Annotated in this window: 19 protein-coding genes; all 19 read left to right on the top strand. The window is 38.2% G+C overall.

Annotated elements, in window-relative coordinates:
• Window position 1: 1 nt before the first annotated feature.
• The 19 genes from L7E55_RS05960 (at window position 2) to L7E55_RS05870 (ending at window position 19722) form a co-directional block, all read left to right on the top strand.
• The gene (locus L7E55_RS05960; RefSeq protein WP_277443160.1) at window positions 2-796 is read left to right on the top strand and encodes an NAD-dependent epimerase/dehydratase family protein; all 795 of its coding nucleotides are present in this window, start codon (window positions 2-4) and stop codon (window positions 794-796) included.
• Window positions 789-1538 carry a sugar phosphate nucleotidyltransferase gene (locus L7E55_RS05955; RefSeq protein WP_277443159.1) on the top strand — a complete coding sequence of 250 codons (750 nt, stop codon included), beginning with the start codon at window positions 789-791 and terminating at the stop codon, window positions 1536-1538. The genes L7E55_RS05960 and L7E55_RS05955 overlap by 8 nt, the downstream gene beginning before the upstream one ends.
• Complete coding sequence (locus tag L7E55_RS05950; protein WP_277443158.1) at window positions 1535-2518, top strand: GHMP family kinase ATP-binding protein; 984 nt, start codon at window positions 1535-1537, stop codon at window positions 2516-2518. Before L7E55_RS05955 ends, L7E55_RS05950 begins: the two co-directional genes overlap by 4 nt.
• A 39-nt stretch (window positions 2519-2557) precedes the next feature.
• A complete protein-coding gene (locus L7E55_RS05945) occupies window positions 2558-3496 on the top strand; it encodes an NAD-dependent epimerase/dehydratase family protein (protein WP_277443157.1) in 939 nt (312 codons plus the stop codon).
• Window positions 3497-3506: 10 nt separating this feature from the next.
• Window positions 3507-4709, top strand: coding sequence for an FkbM family methyltransferase (locus L7E55_RS05940; protein WP_277443156.1), 1203 nt, complete (start codon window positions 3507-3509; stop codon window positions 4707-4709).
• Complete coding sequence (locus tag L7E55_RS05935; RefSeq protein ID WP_277443155.1) at window positions 4691-6748, top strand: hypothetical protein; 2058 nt, start codon at window positions 4691-4693, stop codon at window positions 6746-6748. Before L7E55_RS05940 ends, L7E55_RS05935 begins: the two co-directional genes overlap by 19 nt.
• 13 nt (window positions 6749-6761) lie before the next feature.
• Entirely contained in the window at window positions 6762-7865 is a 1104-nt protein-coding gene (locus L7E55_RS05930; protein WP_277443154.1) for a glycosyltransferase, read from the top strand.
• A gap of 83 nt (window positions 7866-7948) precedes the next feature.
• Entirely contained in the window at window positions 7949-8506 is a 558-nt protein-coding gene (locus L7E55_RS05925; RefSeq protein ID WP_277443153.1) for a D-sedoheptulose-7-phosphate isomerase, read from the top strand.
• 115 nt (window positions 8507-8621) lie between these two features.
• Window positions 8622-10991: a tetratricopeptide repeat protein gene (locus tag L7E55_RS05920; RefSeq protein WP_277443152.1), complete on the top strand. Its 2370-nt coding sequence runs from the start codon at window positions 8622-8624 to the stop codon at window positions 10989-10991.
• 194 nt (window positions 10992-11185) lie between these two features.
• Window positions 11186-12340, top strand: coding sequence for a UDP-galactopyranose mutase (gene glf, locus L7E55_RS05915; RefSeq protein WP_277443151.1), 1155 nt, complete (start codon window positions 11186-11188; stop codon window positions 12338-12340).
• 4 nt (window positions 12341-12344) lie between these two features.
• Window positions 12345-12797 (top strand): GtrA family protein, encoded by a 453-nt coding sequence (locus L7E55_RS05910; RefSeq protein WP_277443150.1) that lies wholly within the window; start codon window positions 12345-12347, stop codon window positions 12795-12797.
• The gene (locus L7E55_RS05905; protein WP_277443149.1) at window positions 12790-13506 is read left to right on the top strand and encodes a glycosyltransferase family 2 protein; all 717 of its coding nucleotides are present in this window, start codon (window positions 12790-12792) and stop codon (window positions 13504-13506) included. The genes L7E55_RS05910 and L7E55_RS05905 overlap by 8 nt, the downstream gene beginning before the upstream one ends.
• Before the next feature lie 83 nt (window positions 13507-13589).
• The gene (locus L7E55_RS05900) at window positions 13590-14165 is read left to right on the top strand and encodes a D-glycero-alpha-D-manno-heptose-1,7-bisphosphate 7-phosphatase (RefSeq protein ID WP_277443148.1); all 576 of its coding nucleotides are present in this window, start codon (window positions 13590-13592) and stop codon (window positions 14163-14165) included.
• A 25-nt stretch (window positions 14166-14190) separates the two neighbouring features.
• Complete coding sequence (locus L7E55_RS05895) at window positions 14191-15348, top strand: glycosyltransferase family 4 protein (protein ID WP_277443147.1); 1158 nt, start codon at window positions 14191-14193, stop codon at window positions 15346-15348.
• An 80-nt stretch (window positions 15349-15428) separates the two neighbouring features.
• Window positions 15429-16613, top strand: coding sequence for a glycosyltransferase family 4 protein (locus L7E55_RS05890; RefSeq protein WP_277443146.1), 1185 nt, complete (start codon window positions 15429-15431; stop codon window positions 16611-16613).
• 86 nt (window positions 16614-16699) lie between these two features.
• Window positions 16700-18094, top strand: a complete 1395-nt coding sequence (locus L7E55_RS05885; protein WP_277443145.1) for a sugar transferase — start codon at window positions 16700-16702, stop codon at window positions 18092-18094.
• 295 nt (window positions 18095-18389) lie between these two features.
• Window positions 18390-18611, top strand: coding sequence for a DUF433 domain-containing protein (locus tag L7E55_RS05880; RefSeq protein ID WP_277443144.1), 222 nt, complete (start codon window positions 18390-18392; stop codon window positions 18609-18611).
• A gap of 12 nt (window positions 18612-18623) precedes the next feature.
• Window positions 18624-18983 (top strand): DUF5615 family PIN-like protein, encoded by a 360-nt coding sequence (locus tag L7E55_RS05875; protein WP_277443143.1) that lies wholly within the window; start codon window positions 18624-18626, stop codon window positions 18981-18983.
• A gap of 277 nt (window positions 18984-19260) precedes the next feature.
• Window positions 19261-19722, top strand: coding sequence for an S-layer homology domain-containing protein (locus tag L7E55_RS05870; protein WP_277443142.1), 462 nt, complete (start codon window positions 19261-19263; stop codon window positions 19720-19722).
• The last annotated feature ends 153 nt before the right edge of the window (window positions 19723-19875 follow it).

The following is a 19875-nucleotide window of genomic DNA, read 5'->3' as shown; positions in this document are numbered from 1 at the left end:
AATGATTTATATTATAGGTGGAGAAGGTTTTATCGGATCTGCAGTTGTCCGCTTTTGCCAGAAATCCATGTTCGAATATCGAGTCATTTCAAGGCAAAATTATAATAATTATATCGGTAGCTCATGTGACATTTTAATTAATTCGAATGGCAATTCAAAAAAATACTTAGGCAAAGAAGATCCGGTATTGGATTTTAAATTATCTGTTTTAAGCGTACGTGAATCTTTGAAGGATTTTAATTTTAATAAGTATCTGTTGTTTTCCTCATGCGATGTATATCCTGATTGTTCAAACCCAGATTTAACCGATGAAGATACAGCTATAGATATATCAAAACAGAGTATATACGGTTTTCATAAATACCTGGCGGAGGAATGTGTCAGACATTGCGCCAAGGATTGGATGATTATCAGGTTTGGCGGTTTTGTCGGGCCTAATTTAAAAAAGAACCCGATCCATGACATATTAACCGGCGGGCCATTGTGGCTTGACCCAGGCAGTCAATTGCAGTACTTACATACGGACGAGGCGGCGAAAATTATTTTTTATCTGGTTGATATCGGCATTAAAAACGAGATAATTAATGTATGCGGAAATGGGTTGGTTAAGCTTTCCGACGTGATTACTCTTTTAGGGAGAGATGTGCCGGTTAAGCCGGGCAGCCCCTTTGTAAGGTATGATGTAAATATTAATAAGCTGAAAAAATATTGCATAGTACCGAACTCTCAAGAAACAGTTATTAAGTTCATACAAGAAGCTGTGACTGGTTTGAATAGGGGAGAAGCAATTGTTTGAAAAAAAGTTAGATATGCAAGATACTGTGGTTGTTGTTTTAGCCGGTGGCAAAGGAACGAGGATCAGGGATCTTTACCCGAACGTCCCAAAACCCTTTATTCCGGTAAACGGAAAACCTTTCATCGAATGGGTTTTGTTTTACTTTAAACAGCAGGGGCTGAGAAAAGCTGTCATATCCCTTGGGCATAACGCCAATGTGGCTGAGGTTTATCTAACAGTCAGGGATAAAAGTGATATGGAACTATCCTATGTTATTGAGGACACTGCACTTGGCACTGCAGGTGCGTTCCTATTTGCATCAAAAACAGTATCCGAATATGAGAAATTTATTATAACCAATGGGGATTCTATTGTTTTAGCCGACTTGCAGCCAGCTCTGGAAACTTTGAATAGAGAGGATACAGATGTTGTTATTATAGGAGTACATGTTGATGATGCTACACGGTATGGATCAATGGTAGTTGATAGTGATATGCGCTTATTAAAGTTTACCGAAAAAACATCTGGCCAAGGAATAATCAATGCTGGCATCTACATGATAAAGAAAAGAATTATAGATGAATTTCCACCAAATTTACCTTTAAGTTTCGAAAATGAGGTATTCCCTTATTTGCTTGAAAGAGGAATCATTATAAAGGTCCACCAGTGCAACGCTCCTTTTCTAGATATTGGAACAAAAGAAAGTATTAAACTAGCTGATGATTTTATTGGTAGGAATTTTGGAAAGGATGTCGAATTTTGATAATTGCAAGAGCACCTGTTAGGGTCAGTTTTTTGGGCGGTGCAACCGATTACCCGGAGTTTTTTCTCAAACACGGTGGGGCTGTTATCGGTACGGCCATTGACAAGTTTGCTTATATAGCAGTTAGTAAACGTATTGGTCAGTTGTTTGAATATCCGATAAGGGTTTCTTACAGCAAAGTTGAACAGGTAAAATCCATCGACGAAATTGCACATGCGCCTTTTCGCGAATGCCTGAGACGATGTGAAATTACTGAAGATGTAGAAATAAATTATTTTGCCAATCTGCCCGCGTTTACAGGTCTGGGCTCCTCGTCCACGTTTGTGGTGGCGTTGTTGCAAGCTCTTTATGCTTACCGAGGTCGGTTTATCCATGGTATAGACCTGGCTTACGATGCGATTGCCATGGAGCGGAATGTCTTAAAAGAAAATATCGGCTGCCAGGATCAGACCTTTGCCGCGGTGGGAGGGTTCAATCTTATCGAATTTCGCAGCGAGAGAGACATTGTGGTCAACCGGCTGCCACTGTCTCCCGCAAGGATAAATGAGTTTCAGGAGCATCTGATGATATTTTTTACGGGCGTAAAAAGGCGGGCAGACAATATTGTAAAAAAGCAAATTGATAGAATGGATGACAATAAGGAACGGCTCAAAAAAATGCTCTCCCTGGTGGATAAAGGTTATAACATATTGACGGGCAACGAGCCAATTGAGGAATTCGGCCGGCTGCTTCACCTTTCCTGGCTTGAGAAGAAAAGGCTGGAGGATTCCATATCAAACAGCGATATAGATTTTATCTACGAAACTGGTAGAGAGGCCGGCGCCATCGGCGGCAAGCTTTTAGGGGCGGGAGCCGGAGGTTTTGTCCTTTTATTTGTCCCTCCTGAAAAGAAGGAAGCCGTCAGAGAAAGGCTTAAAGGCTATTACGAGCTTTCGTTCCGGATTAACGCGCCCGGTTGCCAAATCATATCGAATATTTAATTTGAAAAAATACAACCAAGAAAAGGAGATATAACATTTATGACGACAAAGATTCTTGTCACAGGGGGAGCCGGATATCTAGGCTCTGTAATCGTACCTGTACTTTTAGCTGAAGGATATGAAGTTAAGGTTCTAGATAATTTTATGTTCAAACAAAATAGTCTGCTGGAATGTTGCGCAAATGAACACTTTTCCGTGGTACGTGGCGATTGTCGCGATAAAGCTACAATGAAAGAGGTTATGAAGAATGCGGATATTATAATCCCACTGGCAGCTTTAGTAGGAGCACCCTTGTGTAAAATTGATCCTATTGCCACTCAGACTACTAATTATGACGCAATAAAATTATTACTATCCCTGCGTTCAAGAGGCCAGGCCATTTTATATCCATGTACCAATAGCGGCTACGGCATTGGTGAGAAAGACAAGTTCTGCACGGAAGAAACTCCCCTCAAGCCGATTTCACTGTACGGCGTCACTAAGGTTGAGTCGGAAAAAGCCATTCTTGAAGCTGGCAATGCTATTTCTTTCCGCCTGGCCACTGTTTTTGGGACTTCACCAAGGATGAGGGTGGACTTGCTGGTAAACGATTTCGTTTACCGCGCGGTAACCGATCGTGTGGTAGTTGTTTTTGAGGGCCACTTTAAGCGTAATTATATCCACATCAGAGACGTTGCCAGTGCATTCTTGCACGGTATTAAAAACTTTGATCGCATGAAAAATGAGCCGTATAATGTGGGTCTGAGCGATGCGAATCTTTCGAAGTTGGAGTTATGTGCGGAAATTAAAAAGCAAATACCTGGGTTTATATATATGGAGGCTCCCATCGGAGAAGATCCAGATAAAAGAGACTATATCGTATCCAATGAGAAAATAGAAAGTACCGGATTTAAGCCTGCACACTCATTGGACAAGGGAATCAGGGAATTAATAAAATGTTACACCATAATTAGAAATGCCAGATATTCAAATGTTTGAGGTGAAATAATTGCATAGTTCAAATATTAATGGTATGGATATGATTGTACCAAAGACATTTGAGGGGGTACTACCTGTATCCCCCAATAGACAGAGATTTGATTTCGAGCCTTATGCATTCATAGGATTTAAGTTGTCAAAAATATTAGGTGGAATCGTTTTTGATATTGGGGCATCTTATGGGGTAATGACAACATTGTTAGCAAGATTAGTAGGTGAAGAAGGACAAGTCCATTCATTTGAGGCCAATGCGGATGTTATTGAAAAAGAAAAAGAAATAGTTATGGTTAATAATTTAGAAGATATTGTTTTATTAAATAATATTTTTGTAGGAGATAAGACAGATATAGAGGTCGAATTTTATGCTATACCTGGATATAAAAGTGTAGCTTCAACGGGTAATGCTAGTATTATCAATAAATACCCGGATGCTGAAAAAAGAAAAATTCAGACAGTAAAAATTGACGACTATTGCATAAGGAAAAATGTATTCCCAGATCTTATAAAAATTGATATAGAAGGTGCAGAGTATATAGCTGTTTTAGGAATGACTAACTTATTATCCTGTAAAGGACCAGATATTGTAATTGAGACACATGGGGAAGGCATTAAAGGCATTGGTGGTAGTTTAAATGAACTTGTTGAATTATTAGATAGTTATGGATATTGTTTTTTGGATTTAAAAACTGGAAAAGTAGTAGATGGAGAGATATATTCTAAAGAATACAAGAAGAAAATTCGTTATATCCTAGCAAGTAAAAAGATTAAAAATGATGAATATCGAAAACATGTTATACATGTTTCAGGATACGAAATAAATGAATTAGCGGAGAGAGAAAGGCAAAAATCTCTAATATCTGAGGCAAGGAAACTGATTGATAATAGCCAGTTTAACAACGCTGAGTTAATATTAAATAAAATTGTACAAAGAGATGAAAATAACGCTGAGGCATTTTACCTACTTGCTTTTTGTATGCATATGAATAATAAAGGTTCTGAAGATGTAATTAAATTATATAATAAGTCACTAGAAATGGGATTTAATGAGTTCTGGATTAGATATAACAGAGGTTCATTTTATTTTAACACTGGGAATTATAAAGACGCCAAGGAGGATTTGTTAAGAGCCTTACAGTTAGACCCTAATCATCCAGGTGTAAAAAATATCTTAAATAGTTTAGAAGAGGTTTCTAAATGCCTAAGTTCATATTAATTGACCACTCAATTCGTGAATTTGGTGGTCATTATTACGAATATGCCGTTCATGTTCTTCGGGCTGCCAAAGAAGAAGGATTAAAAACTATTTTAGCAACAAACCGAGATTTTAAGTTGGATAGAAGTGAGACAGAATATATTGCTGATGTATACCCTGTTTATAAATATGATTTTTGGGGACTATCCAGGACCATTTATAAACAATACAGTTTTTTTGAAAAGATTAAAAGTAAGATTAATTCAATTAAAGTAAGGTTAAAATTATCTCTTGGGTATTCATCTGTGGGGTTCCTATGGCTAGTCAGAAATCAATACAAGGAATTGTTATTTTCGCAGTCTTATAATGCACGTCAGCTTGTTACATGGTTTTTTATCCTTATTCCACTTATTTATTTAACGAAGATTGCAAAAGGATTTAGAAGTTTACTTAATGTAATCTTTTATCCGTTTAAAACAGGCTATATTGGAAATGTATTGAAAGAATTTTTGAATTTTATCAAGGTTATTATCCATCCTCTGATCGCTGTTATAAAGTACAAAGGTAAGTTAATCTTTTATATTCATCAGTTAAGAAGAATTAGAGCTTTTAGAAAGGCTACCGAAAATTTATTCGAACGGGTTAAACTGGAAAATGAAGATATAATATTCATTCCAACTTTGTCTGAAGTTGATTTAATGGGCCTACTCGACTACTTTAAGAAGAAAAAAAATGATTCAATTAAACCGTCATGGAACCTGGTGTTTAGAAGAAATTTATATTTTGGCAGGGAACCAGAGTACCTGACCCAGAGAAATAATATTAAGCCCTTACGTAACGCCTTTTTGCATTTTAAAAATAATCTTTCTGGTCAAAAGGTATGTTTTTTTACCGATACTGAAAAGTTAACGACCCAATACAACAGTCTTAATATCTTTCAATTTAATACTTTACCCATACCGGTTAACAACAGATTTCAGGAATATATGGCTCAAAAAGAAAAAGGATATCCACTTAAGGCAGTATATGCCGGGGACGCCAGGCGGGAAAAGGGGTATCAATATTTACCTGGAATCATTCGGGATCTTTGGGAGGATTATGTTGATGCCGGAAAACTCAGTTTTCTCCTTCAATCAAATTTTGCTTTTACACGGTTAGAAAATAATGCGGATATAGTCTTTGCCAGAGACCAGTTGGAAATAATGCCTGATGATAAGATTCAAGTAATTAAAAGGCCTCTTTCATCGGATGAATATTGCAATCTTATACTTTCCGGTGATATCGGTCTTCTGTTTTATGACAAGGATAATTATTACGCGAGAAGTTCAGGCGCGCTGGTTGAGTTTTTAATCGCGGGCAAACCGGTTATCGTGCCCGCAGGTACATGGCTGGTGGAAGAGTTTATCCATGAAACCTATAAATACCATAAAGAAATAAGCCGAACAATGGAGAGTATCCAGAATATAGATGGGAATAAATTGAAGTGGGCAAATTTAGGTAATAAAAAATTAAATCCTATGACTAAGAGTAACCTGATATTCGGGGGTAGGTCTGCAAAATCATTTTGCTGGATGGATATACCTGAAGGAGCGGGAAATCTTCTGATATCTTTTTGCTTTGATGAAACAACCCGGCCTGGGGTGTATGCGGAAGTATACGTAGACCAGCTTGACCAGTATAAAAGATCTATCTCAAGCCATTCTTTTGTTTTAGGTAGAAATATTACAAGAAATGTTTCAGGGTTGGTTCGAATTGACCCGCTTTCAAAGAGAATATGGCTGGGTTTCAGTAATGCTTTTGGAGACTTTACCATTACTATTTCTGATATTACACTTAATTTTATTAAAAAAGATTCCATATCTGAGAAATTACCTTTAGGTGTTATAGGCCTTGCTTATTCATCTCCAGAACAGATTCCGAAGCTAATGGGGGATATGATTGATAATTATCCACACTATCAACGGACAGCTCAGGAATTTACCATTAAATATAGGCAAAAACACAACGCCAACCAGCTAGTGAAAAGTCTAATGCAAATAAGTAAAAATAGCTCCTGCTAATGAGGTTATTATAATGAGTTCAAAATTAAAAATACTTGGCGTGTCCGATGTTAGCGTAGGTTACGGAAGTCCACAGATTCTTTCTTTCATGAAATCCCTTAGTGAATATATCGGACATGCTGAGAGTGTCCTGTTGGAACCGGATCAACCAGAGAAACCGCCAGTGGAAAATCTTATCGCAGAAATTAATGTAAAGAGAATTTATACCACATTTCACCCTCATAGCAGTCCCGGCAGGGTAGAATATATCAGTAATTCTACAAAAAAAATTAATAAGTTTAAGCCGGATATATTGGTTATATTTTGCACCTATAGTCTGCCTGTTTTATTGAAAATATCTTACAGGCCCCGTTATGTGATATATTATGCCATTGAATCTACCTCGGCTTATGGCATGTTTGATATTGAATTAAACCGCCGTATTGATAAACTGGTGGACCTTATTATTTATCCTGAGGAGAACCGGGCCAAAAGGGACATTGAATTACGTGGGTATAAAAATATCCCATCTGTTATCTTGTATAACTGTGCTAATCACGATTATGAATTCAGTCCCTTACCTTCCGATCAGAGAAATGGTAGGATATTATATGCTGGCACAATTGATCGGGATCTAACTTTTGCCGATTATTACTTAAATAATAAAGTACAAGATTATCCCATCGATCTATATGGTTTAATTGGTGGTGACAATCAACAAATTTTAACTGAAAGCTTTTTTAAACTCTGTGGTGCCGAACGTTATCTGGGATATGTTGAAAACATTGTATTAGCAAGGTTACGTAAGAATTATGCCTATAGTATAGTTATGTGGAATCCTATTAATGATAATTTTCTATATGCAGCGCCAAATAAGTTTTTTGAATCAATTTTTGACTGTGTGCCTCCTATAGTTGCTCCACATCCTCAATGCAAGGAATTAGTCAATCGTTATAAGTGTGGTATTGTTATGGATAGGTGGGATTATGATTCCTTTTGCCGTTCTATTGAACAGGCGTTACGAATTTATGGCACACTTGAGTACGAAACAATGGTAGGTAATTGCCGGAAAGCGATAGTAAAGGAATTAAATTGGGAGAAGCAGTTTGAAAAAATAGAACGATTTTTAAGAATTTAATCTTAACTTAAAATTTATGGTTATGAAAAAATTATATATATTTTTTTAAATATTTTTAAGGTGATAACATGAGAGATTTATTATTGAAACAGGTTGCAACGGCTCAACAAGTGATATCTACGCTCGACGTGGAATTTGTTAAACATATTGAAGAGGCTGTAAAGCTTGTTGTACGTTGTTTGAAAAGTAATGGGGGATTATATTTGGTAGGTAACGGTGGTTCGGCCGCTGATGCTCAGCATTGGGCTGGTGAACTGGTTGGAAGGTTCATGCTTGAAAGAGAACCTTTAAGGGCATGTGCTCTTACCACTAACACGTCAATCTTAACGGCGCTGGTAAATGATTACCCGCCAGAATATGTTTTTGCCCGGCAAATGAAGGCTATGGCAAGACAAGGTGATGTTTTAATAGCTATTAGTACTTCAGGCAACTCACCTAATATTATATATGCCATAGATATTGCACGCGAAATTGGGTGTCAGGTAATTGGATTTACAGGTAAGAATGGTGGCAGGATGAACGGAATATGTGATGTGTTAATAAAAGCACCGTCAGACAGTACGCCACGCATTCAAGAGGTGCACCTCCTAGCAGGCCACATGCTTTGTGCTGGTGTCGAGAGGATAATATTTGGTATATGATTTAGCATGTAGCAATTATTATTAAGCTATTATGAAGGAATTAAATATTTGGAAGTTATTTTGAGAATTTAAAATTCAAACATTTTATAACTTCTTAGGATTGGAGATATAGAGTATGGAAGCATCAGTAATTCAAATTACTGCATTTTTGCTTCTTGGTCTTATTTATTTTATTGTGGGATATTGTTTAATAATCCCTTTGCAAATACAAAATCTTACGAGTAAGTTATTTTGGTCTTTAGTGCTAGGTTTTGCTGGTGCACCGTTATTTATTGGAATAATAGGACTGTCTACGACATCAAGCCTTAAGATTTCAATGATAGTTGCTTTGCTAATTATTATAATAATTACATTTGCCAATAAAAATAAATATAAAACAATTTTTAAAGAAGAGCATGAAATGAAGGGATTAATTTCATTAAATATTGCTATCCCATTTAATATATGGGTTATTGCATTTATTGGATCATTAATTGTCTATGCTCCATATCTCATTGGTTCATTAGAAATTACTGCTGGTAATGGGCATATATTCATGGGGACAAATGTATTTGATTTTGAAAAACATGTAGCGATAGTTACTAGTCTTATGGCTAATGGGATGCCTGCATTTCACTATGCTGCTCCTGGAGTACCGCTTCAGTATTACACCGGGTACTATATAGCTCCAGCCTGCCTTGCTTCGTTATTCCCAAGAGCCGTAATACAGATGGTGGTTGCTCAATTTGTTTGGGGTGGCATTATTTATGTTATTCTTTGTTATTATCTTGTTAGTGAAATTTTTAAAGAGAACAAATGGAGAATTCTATCCTTCTTATTATTTCTATCTGGACTCTCAATTGGGATTAGCTTTTATGGATGGGATAGTTATATTGCCAACTCGTTTTTGGGTATCCTATTCAGAGTGCCGAACCATCTTTTTCCTGTTTTTGCTGCTTTATTGTGGCTACCTCAACATATAGTCCCTGCAATATATGCGTTATATATCCTTGTTAGACCATTTGCTTTTCATCATTCGAGAAAATATTTTTTTATGATATCTATCATGTTAGCCTTTATAGTTTCAAGTAGCTTTTTTGTGGCACTTTTCTTGTTACCCGCATTTGTAATTGGGTTGTTAATTAGGTATTTTGAGTCGTTGAGTCGTGAAGATGTTTTAGTTAAAAAGGCCGTAGTTAAACAATGGTTTACTTATGTTCTTGTATTTGGGGTGCTTCAATTAGTATTCATATTGCCACATTATGTTAATACGATCAATGCATTTATCCAGGGTGGAAGTCCAGTAGGTAATGTGACAAGTATAACTGATAATATTTTTCATAATATTGGTTTTATAGTGGACACATGTGGAGTATCAGTAGCAATTTTACCTTTATCAATTCTTCTTATAAAGAAAAAAGAATGGTTTCCCTTATTATCTTTTTGTTTTCTTGCAATAATGGCAAGTTTATTGTCTAATTTTGCTTCTGACACCTTGCATAAATCTCTTAATATCCTACAGGTAAGCTTACCTATTCTATTTGTATTAATTTTAAAAGAAATGTGGGCTAGGAGTACTTGCAATAATTTTGTTAAGGTAGCTATATTATTAACTTTAATTAATGCAGTATTGTCATTAGCTTTTGGTATTGGTAGTTCAGCAAGTATCGCGGGAGTGAAATATACACCGAAAATTTCAATTGAAGAGCGGGATTTATTTCATTGGGTACTTAAAAATACAAAAGCAACTGATGTTGTTTCAATGTTAGAGGATGAACGAACTGTATTTGAAAGTTTGCTGGGTAGGACTGCGTACGCCTCTGGTAAAGATTATTTTCCCAGATTACAAGATATAAACGCAGATAATATAAAGTTAGCCAGATATAAGGCTATAAGTGATAATAACTTAATTGGCATTATAGCTTCTGATTATATATATCTTCCTAAAATGCCCAGTGGTTATGGGGTAAATAAAGTTCAACAAAAAAAATATAAAGAGAATATTCAAAGATTAGAAATGCTTGGCTTTAATATAGTATATGAAAATAATAGTGGTTTAGTAGCCAAAAATATATGGACTTATGATAAAGACTATTACAAATATATCAGTATGAATTCAAACCTGCCTTTTAAGAATGAAATGACTGACATTTCCTCTGCAAGGAAACATGTTATGCAATTAGTCGATAATTTAAATTATAACGAAGCTAAAAAGATACTTTTACAATTAATAAATAAATATCCTGACGATAAAGATATGCATTATTATCTTGCTTTTTGTTTACATGTTACTGAAGAAAGTTTAGATGAGGCATTGCTACATTATAATAAAGCACTAGAATTAGATTTTTCTGAGTTTTGGGTTCGGTATAATCGTGGCGCATTATATTTAAAATTAGATGACAAAATACGAGCTAGGGATGATTTATCAAGAGCTATTTTATTAAATCCTGAACATAAAGGGGCACAGGAGTTATTAAGGAGCATAAATATCTCAAATCAATGATACTATGAAGGCTTAATGAATAGGGAATTATTGCAAGTCAAGTAACAAATCTGCCTCGATAAAGTTTATATAAGAATTGACATATTTGAATTGACGTATGTGCATTTGGTTATAAGTTAAATAGCGAATATATTAAAAATGAATGAAAATACGTTTTTCTGTGCCCTTTAAATTTCTAAAGAAGGTGAATTATTATGTTTGACATTATAGTTATCGGTTGTGGTTTTGCAGGTGCTGTTGCTGCCCGAAAATTTGCTGAGGAGAAAAACAAAAAAGTATTATTACTTGAAAAGAGGTCCCATATAGCAGGTAATATGTATGAGGATATGGATATAAATGGCATATATGTTCATCGTTATGGACCACACATTTTTCATACAAATTTAGATTATGTTTTTGAATACCTGAAACGCTTTTCAGATTGGTTTTCCTATGAACATAGAGTCTTAGGCAGAATTGATGGACAATTGGTTCCAATACCATTTAACTTCACATCAATCGAAAAACTATTTTCAGAAGAAAAAGCGGATATAATTAAAAAAAGACTTATAGAAATCTTTTTGGATAGACAGGTAATATCAGTCATGGAAATTATGAATAACTCAGACGAAATTATAAAAGAGCTTGGACAATATATTTTTGAAAAAGTTTTTATTAACTATACTGCAAAGCAATGGGGTATTCCTATTGAGCAAGTTGATGGGTCGGTCATTAGCAGAGTACCAGTTGTTTTGGGTTATGATGATAGATATTTTCAAGACAAAATACAGGTTATGCCAAAATATGGTTACACGAAACTATTTGAGAAAATTCTAAATCACCCTAATATAACAATTAAACTAAACTGTAATGCAGCAAAAAAAATAAAAATTATTGATAAAAATGTTTATTTTGACGGTGAGATATATAGAAAACCTATTATTTACACAGGTGCTGTGGACGATTTACTAAATTATAAATACGGTGAATTGCCATATCGTTCATTAGATTTGGTTTTTGAACGATATGATGTAACAAATTTTCAGCCTTGTGCAGTTGTTAATTATCCCAATGAGGAAGATTACACAAGAATAACTGAATTTAAATATTTAACCGGTCAAGTAGTAAACGGAAAAACAACAATTTTAAAAGAATATCCACTGCATTACAATATAATGGCCGAAAAGGGCAATATTCCATATTATCCAATTATTAATGAGCGGAACTTAAAACGATATGAAATGTATAAGGCAGATATAGAAAGGACTGGTAATATTTTCCTTTGTGGGAGACTTGCTGAATATAAGTATTATAATATGGATGCAGTTGTTGATAGAGCAATAAAAATAGCTGAAGAGGTAGATGTATAAAAGTATGATTATTAAATTACTAAAAGAGAACCCTATTTTTGTTGAAATGTTTTTATACGGAATTATCGGTAGTATATCTGCGGGACTCGATAGTCTTACATATTACTTATTAACGCGTGAGTTGATGTTAAGCGAATTTGTCGCAAATTTTTTTGGAATAAATCTCGGAATAACTCTTAGCTTTATTCTAAATACATTTATAAATTTTAAGAAGACAGATAAACTAATCAAGCGTGCTGCTAGTTTTTATTTTGTTGGCTATATTGGATTATTATTATCAATGATTATTTTGTGTATTGGAATCAAGATAATAAACATAAATGATATGGTAGTAAAGATTGTTTCAGTATTTATTGTTGCCCTGTTTCAGTTTATTCTAAATAAATTAGTAACCTTTGGACCTGTCATTGAAAGTATAGAAAAAAATATAGAAAGAAGGTTTGCAAATAATGGATAGTTTATATATAGTCATTCCTGCTTACAACGAGGAAATGAATATCGAATCAGTTGCGCGGGAATGGCACGAAGTGGTTAAAAAAATAGGTGGTAATTCTAAACTTGTAATTATCAACGATGGTAGTAAGGACAACACATACAATAAAATGCTTGATTTAAAGGCAGAATTAAAATACTTTGAACCATTGACAAAGCCAAATAGTGGTCATGGTGCAACTGTCTTATATGGTTATCATTATGCAATTGAACATTGTGCGGATTATATTTTCCAAACTGATTCAGATGGACAAACGCTTCCATCTGAGTTTTATCAGTTTTGGGAGCAAAGGTATAGGTATTCTGCAATAATTGGTCATAGAAGTAACAGACAAGACGGGTTATCGAGGGTATTTGTTACAAAGATATTAAAATTGGTTTTAAGATGTATATTTGGGCTAAATATAACAGATGCTAATGCACCATTTAGATTAATCAAAAGAGAAGTCATGGAAAAGTACATATACCAAATTCCAAAAGATTTTAATTTATCTAACGTTATGCTGACAGTGCTACTTATGAACGCAAAGGAAAATGTTAAATTTATCCCCATTACTTTTAGACCAAGACAAGGAGGAGTTAATTCCATTAATCTAAAAAGAATTATAAGAATTGGGAAGCAGGCTATAAAAGATTTTAGACAAATTAAAAAGAAATTAAAAGAATCTTTGTAAAATAAAATATTTAAAAAAATATTAATGTAACAGTACCAAAAATCTTTTTTATTCTGGTATGTTGATTGAGAGGGATCTGATCGGTGATTGATAGGAGGTCTGCTATATTTCTTGATCGCGATGGAACTATTATTGAGGAAGTAAACTACCTCTCGCGTCCAGAACAGGTTCACTTGTTATATGGCGTGGGAGACGTTTTGAATACTTTTAGCAAAATGGGATACTTACTGGTGGTAGTTACTAATCAATCTGGATTGGCACGTGGTTATTTTAACGAAGCTGAATTAAAAAAAATCCATGATAGAATGGCTGAGCTGTTGGAACAAAGGAATGTAAAAATTGACGCGGTATATCATTGCCCACATCATATTGATGGAATTATACCTGAATACAAGATTAGGTGCAATTGCCGTAAGCCTGCTCCAGGCATGTGGTTTCAGGCTGCTAAGGACTTAGATATTGACTTAGGTAATTCATGGACAATAGGTGATAAGTTGATTGATCTGCAGGCGGGGGATGCGGCAGGGACGAAAGTACTAATGGTGGAGACAGGCTATGGGCGGGAAGAGCGCCTGAAATTGCCGTCAGGTTGGATTTCGGTACCGGATATGACTGCCGCGCTTGATTACATTGTAAGATACCGTAATGAGAACTTGTAAACTGATTGCGGGTGGTAGTCTGTCAATGTTATATAATATTCTTTTTACTTATGTTCTCGTTGGCCGTGGAGGCGACGCCGTGCAGGTAAACGCCTTTGTGGAAGGATTTAAAAATTTAGGCTGTCAGGTGGTTTTAACCGGGCCTTCTCCAATAAAACCCTATGAGTTTGGAAGCGCTGAAGGTAAACTGCGCAATGTGGCACGCCGCTTGCCATGGTGGGCAAAAGATATCATTGAGGCCGCCCTTGGTTTAGTGACCATTAGAAGAGCGAAAAACAGCATTAAAAAAAAGAAATTTGATTTAATTTTTCACCGGGCCGGCATATATGATTTTGCCGGTTGTCTTTTAAAGAAAAAAAATGCGCTGCCGCTTATCGTTCATCTTGATGCACCATTTCCAATAGAAAGAGAGTATAAAGGCGAGCGTTATTTTAAATTTTTCCATAAAGCTGCGATGAAGAACATCGGGAAGCATGCTGACCTGGTTGTTACAATGTCAGAACAGGCAAAAGGTTATTTCGTGAATCTGGGCATACCGGAACAAAGAATTTTGGTATTGCCAAACGGGATTAGCCATAAAAGGTTGCAAAGGGGCATTGCTCTGGCTGCGGAACATAAGCCTTTTTTTAACGAAAAAAAAATTACTTTGGGTTTTTTAGGGAACTTGAGCCGTTGGCACAAGGTAGATTTATTACTCGAAGCAGTGAAATTGTTGATCGAAAAGCAAACACATAAGTATTATCTTGTTGTTGTCGGCAAAGGTGAAGAATATGAAAAGTTAAAAGAAAAAACAGATGTGCTGGGCATTTCAGGTTATGTTGAATGGGTTGGACACCTGCCTCCCGGCCAGGCTTTTGAAGAAATTGCTAAATTTGATATAGCCATATTGCCACACACGTTGACCACAGGCGCCCCTATGAAGCTTTTTGAATATGCCGCGTTGGCCCGCCCGGTGGTGGCTCCGGACCTGGAAAATATCAATTCCCTTTTTTGTAAAGATACTGAAATATGCCTGTTTGATCCGGGCAATGTTTGTGATATGGTTAGAGCAATAGAACTGATTAGTAGTAAAAAAGAATTAGCTTTGACCATGGGGGTAAAAATGCAGGAACGTGTTAAGAGCTATACCTGGGAAAGCATCATAAAGAAGATTCTTGACGCTATTGCACAAAAAGCAATCTAGTTTGGGAATGGGATAAAAATTGGACGGATAGATATCATTGCTATCTGTGGTGTCGCTAAAGAGACTATGAGGTGGGTTCTTTGGCCCTTTTAAAAGTTTTACATGTAATAACATTATCTGAACTTGGCGGAGCTCAAAAAGTAGTTTACCATATTGTTGCCGGGCTGCCCGCGGAACAGTTTGAGGTAACTGTCGCCTGCGCGCCCGGTGGCGAGTTGGTGAATTGGTTAAAGGTTCTGCCCCAAGGTATACATGTGGTAGAAATCCCGGAAATGAAAAGAAATATCTCACCGTTAAATGACTTCAAAGCCCTTTGGAAGCTTTATTCATTGATGAAAAAAGAGGCTTTTCATATTGTCCACTGCCACAGTTCCAAGGCCGGCATCTTAGGCAGGCTGGCCGCCTGGTTGGCCGGCGTGCCGAAGATTTATTTCACCGTGCACGGGTGGGGGATCAATGAGTACCAGAGCCGGCCTGTCCGTTTCTTCTATAAATGGGCGGAGCGGCTGGCCGGAGCGGTCAGCACTAAGGTTGTCTGTGTGTCTGAAAGCGACCTGGCGAAGGGCCGGAGTTTAAGGCTCGCGGCTGATGGTAAGTTTTGTGTGATTTATAATGGTCTGCCTGAGTCCCAAAAACGGGAAGGGATTTTACGCGGGGAACTGGATATTAAAGGAGAAGACATTATCATCGGGACAGTGGCCCGCCTGGCGCCTCAGAAAGCCCCGCTGTTTTTACTGGAGTTAGCCAGGCGAATGATCACCCGTCCTGACAGAGGTCCGGGTGAGGGACAACTCTATTTTGTTCTTATCGGCGACGGTCCGTTGAGATCCGAATGTGAAGAATTCATCGCTGGTAGCGGTCTGAACGGGCGTGTGTTTTTACTGGGTGCGAGAGAGGAAGCGGCGGAATTAATAAGGGATTTTGATATTTTTGTCCTGTTTTCGAGATGGGAAGGCCTGCCTCTGACTATAATTGAGGCGATGCAGGCAGGGTGTCCGGTTGTGGCCAACGCGGTGGGGGGTGTGGGCGAGTTGGTGGTGCATCAGAAAACGGGTTGTTTAATCAATGAACTTGACCTGAAAGCGGCGGAAAAGGCTCTCCGGGACCTGATTTCCAGTAGAGACAAGCGCCTTTCGATGGGGGAACTGGGACGGCAAAGAGCTGAAAATTTATTTAGCATAAATGAAATGAGAAAAAAGTACATAGAATTATATCTATGCATAAGGCTGGGTAATAATGCTATAATAAGAATTATTTATTGGTAATTAAAAGGAAATTGTTTTAATGTGACGAATTAAGGAATTAGTACAATAGTGGAACGGTTTTCTTATTTCCCCCTGGGGGTTTTTATATGGAAATGCAAAAGGATAAAATATTTTTTCGAATAGGACTAGTGCTTTTTGATCTTGTTCTGGTTAATCTGGCATATATACTGGCATTCTTAATTAAGTTCGGTTGGGACATTCCCGAAAGAAACCTGACTCCTTATCTTTCCACTTGGCCCTGGCTTACTGTATCCGCGCTAGCCCTTTTTTATTTCTACAGATTATACGGCAGTTACAGGTGGCGTTGGGCGGAAGTTTTTGCTTCATTAATCTGTGTTGTGTTCTTTCAAGCCATGGTTGGTATGGCTTTATCATTCCTTTTTCGTAATTTCGCCTTCCCGCGTACGGTCCTGTTAGCAGCGCCATTTATTCAACTGGCTCTGCTCAGCCTCTGGAGAAGAGCGGCATGGCACCTGGAAAGAGGTTTGCAGGGTATCAGGCGGGTTATTGTCGTCGGACAACCTTTAGAGGCGGTCGCGCTGGCTGAAAAGTTGGAATCAGCGGCGGGCGGGACGATCAAGGTATCCGGTCTTGTTCTTGAGTCTCAGTCTGAACCGGGTTATTCGGTATATGAATCTTCTTGTAGTGTTGAGAACCGCTGGCCGCTGCTGGGTGAGTTGCCTGAATTTTGTCAATGCCTTGACATCGTGAAACCCGACCAGGTTTTTATCTGTTCAAATCTCTCCCAGGAGCACAAAGCCGGGGTTATTAACTCATGTGTGGCGAAAGATATCAAGGTGTTCCTGGTACCCGATTTGTATGAGATTATGTTAACCCAGGCGAGGCTGGATCAGGTTGATGACGTGCCTATCTTTGCTGTGGGCCGTTTGAAGATACCTGAGGAATCCATGATTCTGAAAAGGTTGATTGACATTGTTCTTTCCCTGGCCGCCCTTGTGGTTGCCGCGCCATTATGTATCCTGGCGGGTATTGCTATTAAATTAGACTCTCCGGGGCCTGTTTTATACCGGCAAAAGCGTCTTACCATGCAGGAAAAATCTTTTTATTTGTACAAGTTTCGTACTATGGTAGTAAACGCTGAACAGGAGAGCGGGCCGGTGCTGGCTTCGGAGAACGACCCGCGGGTTACCAGGGTGGGGCGCTTGTTGCGGGCGGCCCGGATCGACGAAATCCCGCAGTTGCTGAACGTTTTGAAGGGTGATATGAGCATCGTGGGGCCGCGGCCGGAAAGACCTTTTTTCGTTAACGAGTTGGTAAAACAGAAGCCGGAATACGTCTACCGGATGAATGTCAAGTCGGGCATCACCGGCCTGGCCCAGATTGCGGGGCGGTACAGCACCAGTCCGGAGAACAAGCTGAAGTATGACTTGCTTTACACGAAGTCGTACTCGCCGGCAAAGGACCTGGCTATTTTACTGCAGACTGTAAAAGTAATGTTGATGAAAGACAGGGCCTCGTAACGTTCTCCCCATGGCTAAAGCCAGTCCTCTGATTGTTCCTTTTTATATTTATTATATTCCATGACTCCGGCCTTGTCCTTGATTCTCAATCTTAATGGGAAGAAATGAGGGGTGCTTTCGTCATATAGTGACCTCCGTTTTTCTTGACTAACCTTAGTGGACATGTTATTTTTAGCTTATCAATAACCTTAGTGGACATCAAGCATGTATTTTCGACATAACAATGTCCACTAATCCTATTAGCGGACATTACAGTTGTAAGTATGCAATATTAAATTGTGGGGGTATTTGTTTAATGAGTCTACTAAACCGAATAAGCGTAGACCCGGCAGTTTGTCATGGAAAAGCCTGTATCGTCGGTACCCGTATAATGGTTTCTGTAATACTGGACAACCTTGCGGAGGGGAAGACTCGGGATGAAATTCTGAAGAGCTATCCTTCATTACAGCCAGTTGATATAGATGCAGCCCTTGCATATGCTGCTATGTTGGCCAAGGAACGACATCTTGCCATATAGGGAGGTCAGTTGGTGAGAATTAAGATAGATGAGAATCTTTCTGTGGATGTAATGGAGCTTTTCCGTTCCGTCGGCCATGATGTTGAATCGGTTTTCTCCGAGAATATCCAAGGGTGCTCCGATCAGATGCTGATGACGAAATGCCGGGAGGAAGGCAGGGCTCTTGTTACCCTCGATAATGATTTTTCAGATATCATTACATATCCTCCGGATACAACGGAAGGCATTATTGTATTGAGGTCCAAAGAACAGGGGAAAGACGCTGTTTTGAAAGTGGTCCGCAATCTACTACCAAGATTGACGGGAAATTTTTTCCCCGGGCAGCTCTGGATAGTTGAGGAGAAACGAATACGTGTTAGGGGTAAGGAATGATAAATGATTTGGATTACCTGCAGCCGGAATTCTGTACTATAAGAATCCGGCTGTTTTAATTCCGATATATCTTTAGCATAATGAACATTTTGTTAATTGTGCGACACAAGGAGGGGGACTGTCAGAAATAGAATATGGAAACCATTGACATGTTAACACGTTTTATCCAAAAAATGCTTGCAGCCCTGGGTTGGAATGGCGCAGAAGCTGAAGTTCTGGAAATGGTCCTTGATACTGGCTTAATGAAGCGACAAGCGCGTGGGTCAAGCTGGACAACGTGAGTGTCGACCTTTCGGCAGGTAAAGTAAGCGGCGATGTTACCCACTTCACGAAATTTGCCGTGCTTGCCACTGAAAAGGTTGTCTCAAAGGCCACCTTGACAGATATCGCCGGTCACTGGGCAAAAGACAACATCAACAAGCTGGTTGCATTGGGAGCAATCAGTGGTTATCCCGATGGAACCTTCAAGCCTGACAACCAGATTACCAGGGCCGAGTTTGCCACAGTCCTGGTGAAGGCGTTCAAGCTGCAGCAGCAATCAGGCAAAGTGTTCGGCGACACAGCCGGCCACTGGGCTAAAGATTATGTTGCGACTGCGGCTGCCAACGGTGTCGTCAATGGTTATGACGCGACGACATTCGGTCCTGATGACCCGGTTACGCGCGAACAGATCGCGGCGATGATCGTCAGGGCTGGGGTCGTATCTTTTATATTGACATTTTTCGTTATGATTTGTTAATCTGAAGGTATTCCTGGTGCCTTGCATATTTCGGCCGCATCCGGACACCCATTCCGGTAGCATCCGGACAGCGTAACGGCAACATCCGGACAGCATAACGGAATTATCCGGACAGCATTTCGGCAACATCCGGACACCTTGTCGAGTTAGTAA

This window comes from Pelotomaculum isophthalicicum JI (assembly GCF_029478095.1).
Taxonomy (GTDB): Bacteria; Bacillota; Desulfotomaculia; order Desulfotomaculales; family Pelotomaculaceae; genus Pelotomaculum_D; species Pelotomaculum_D isophthalicicum.
The sequence above is the reverse complement of the archived record's forward strand: the minus strand, read 5'-3'. Positions and strand labels throughout refer to the sequence as shown.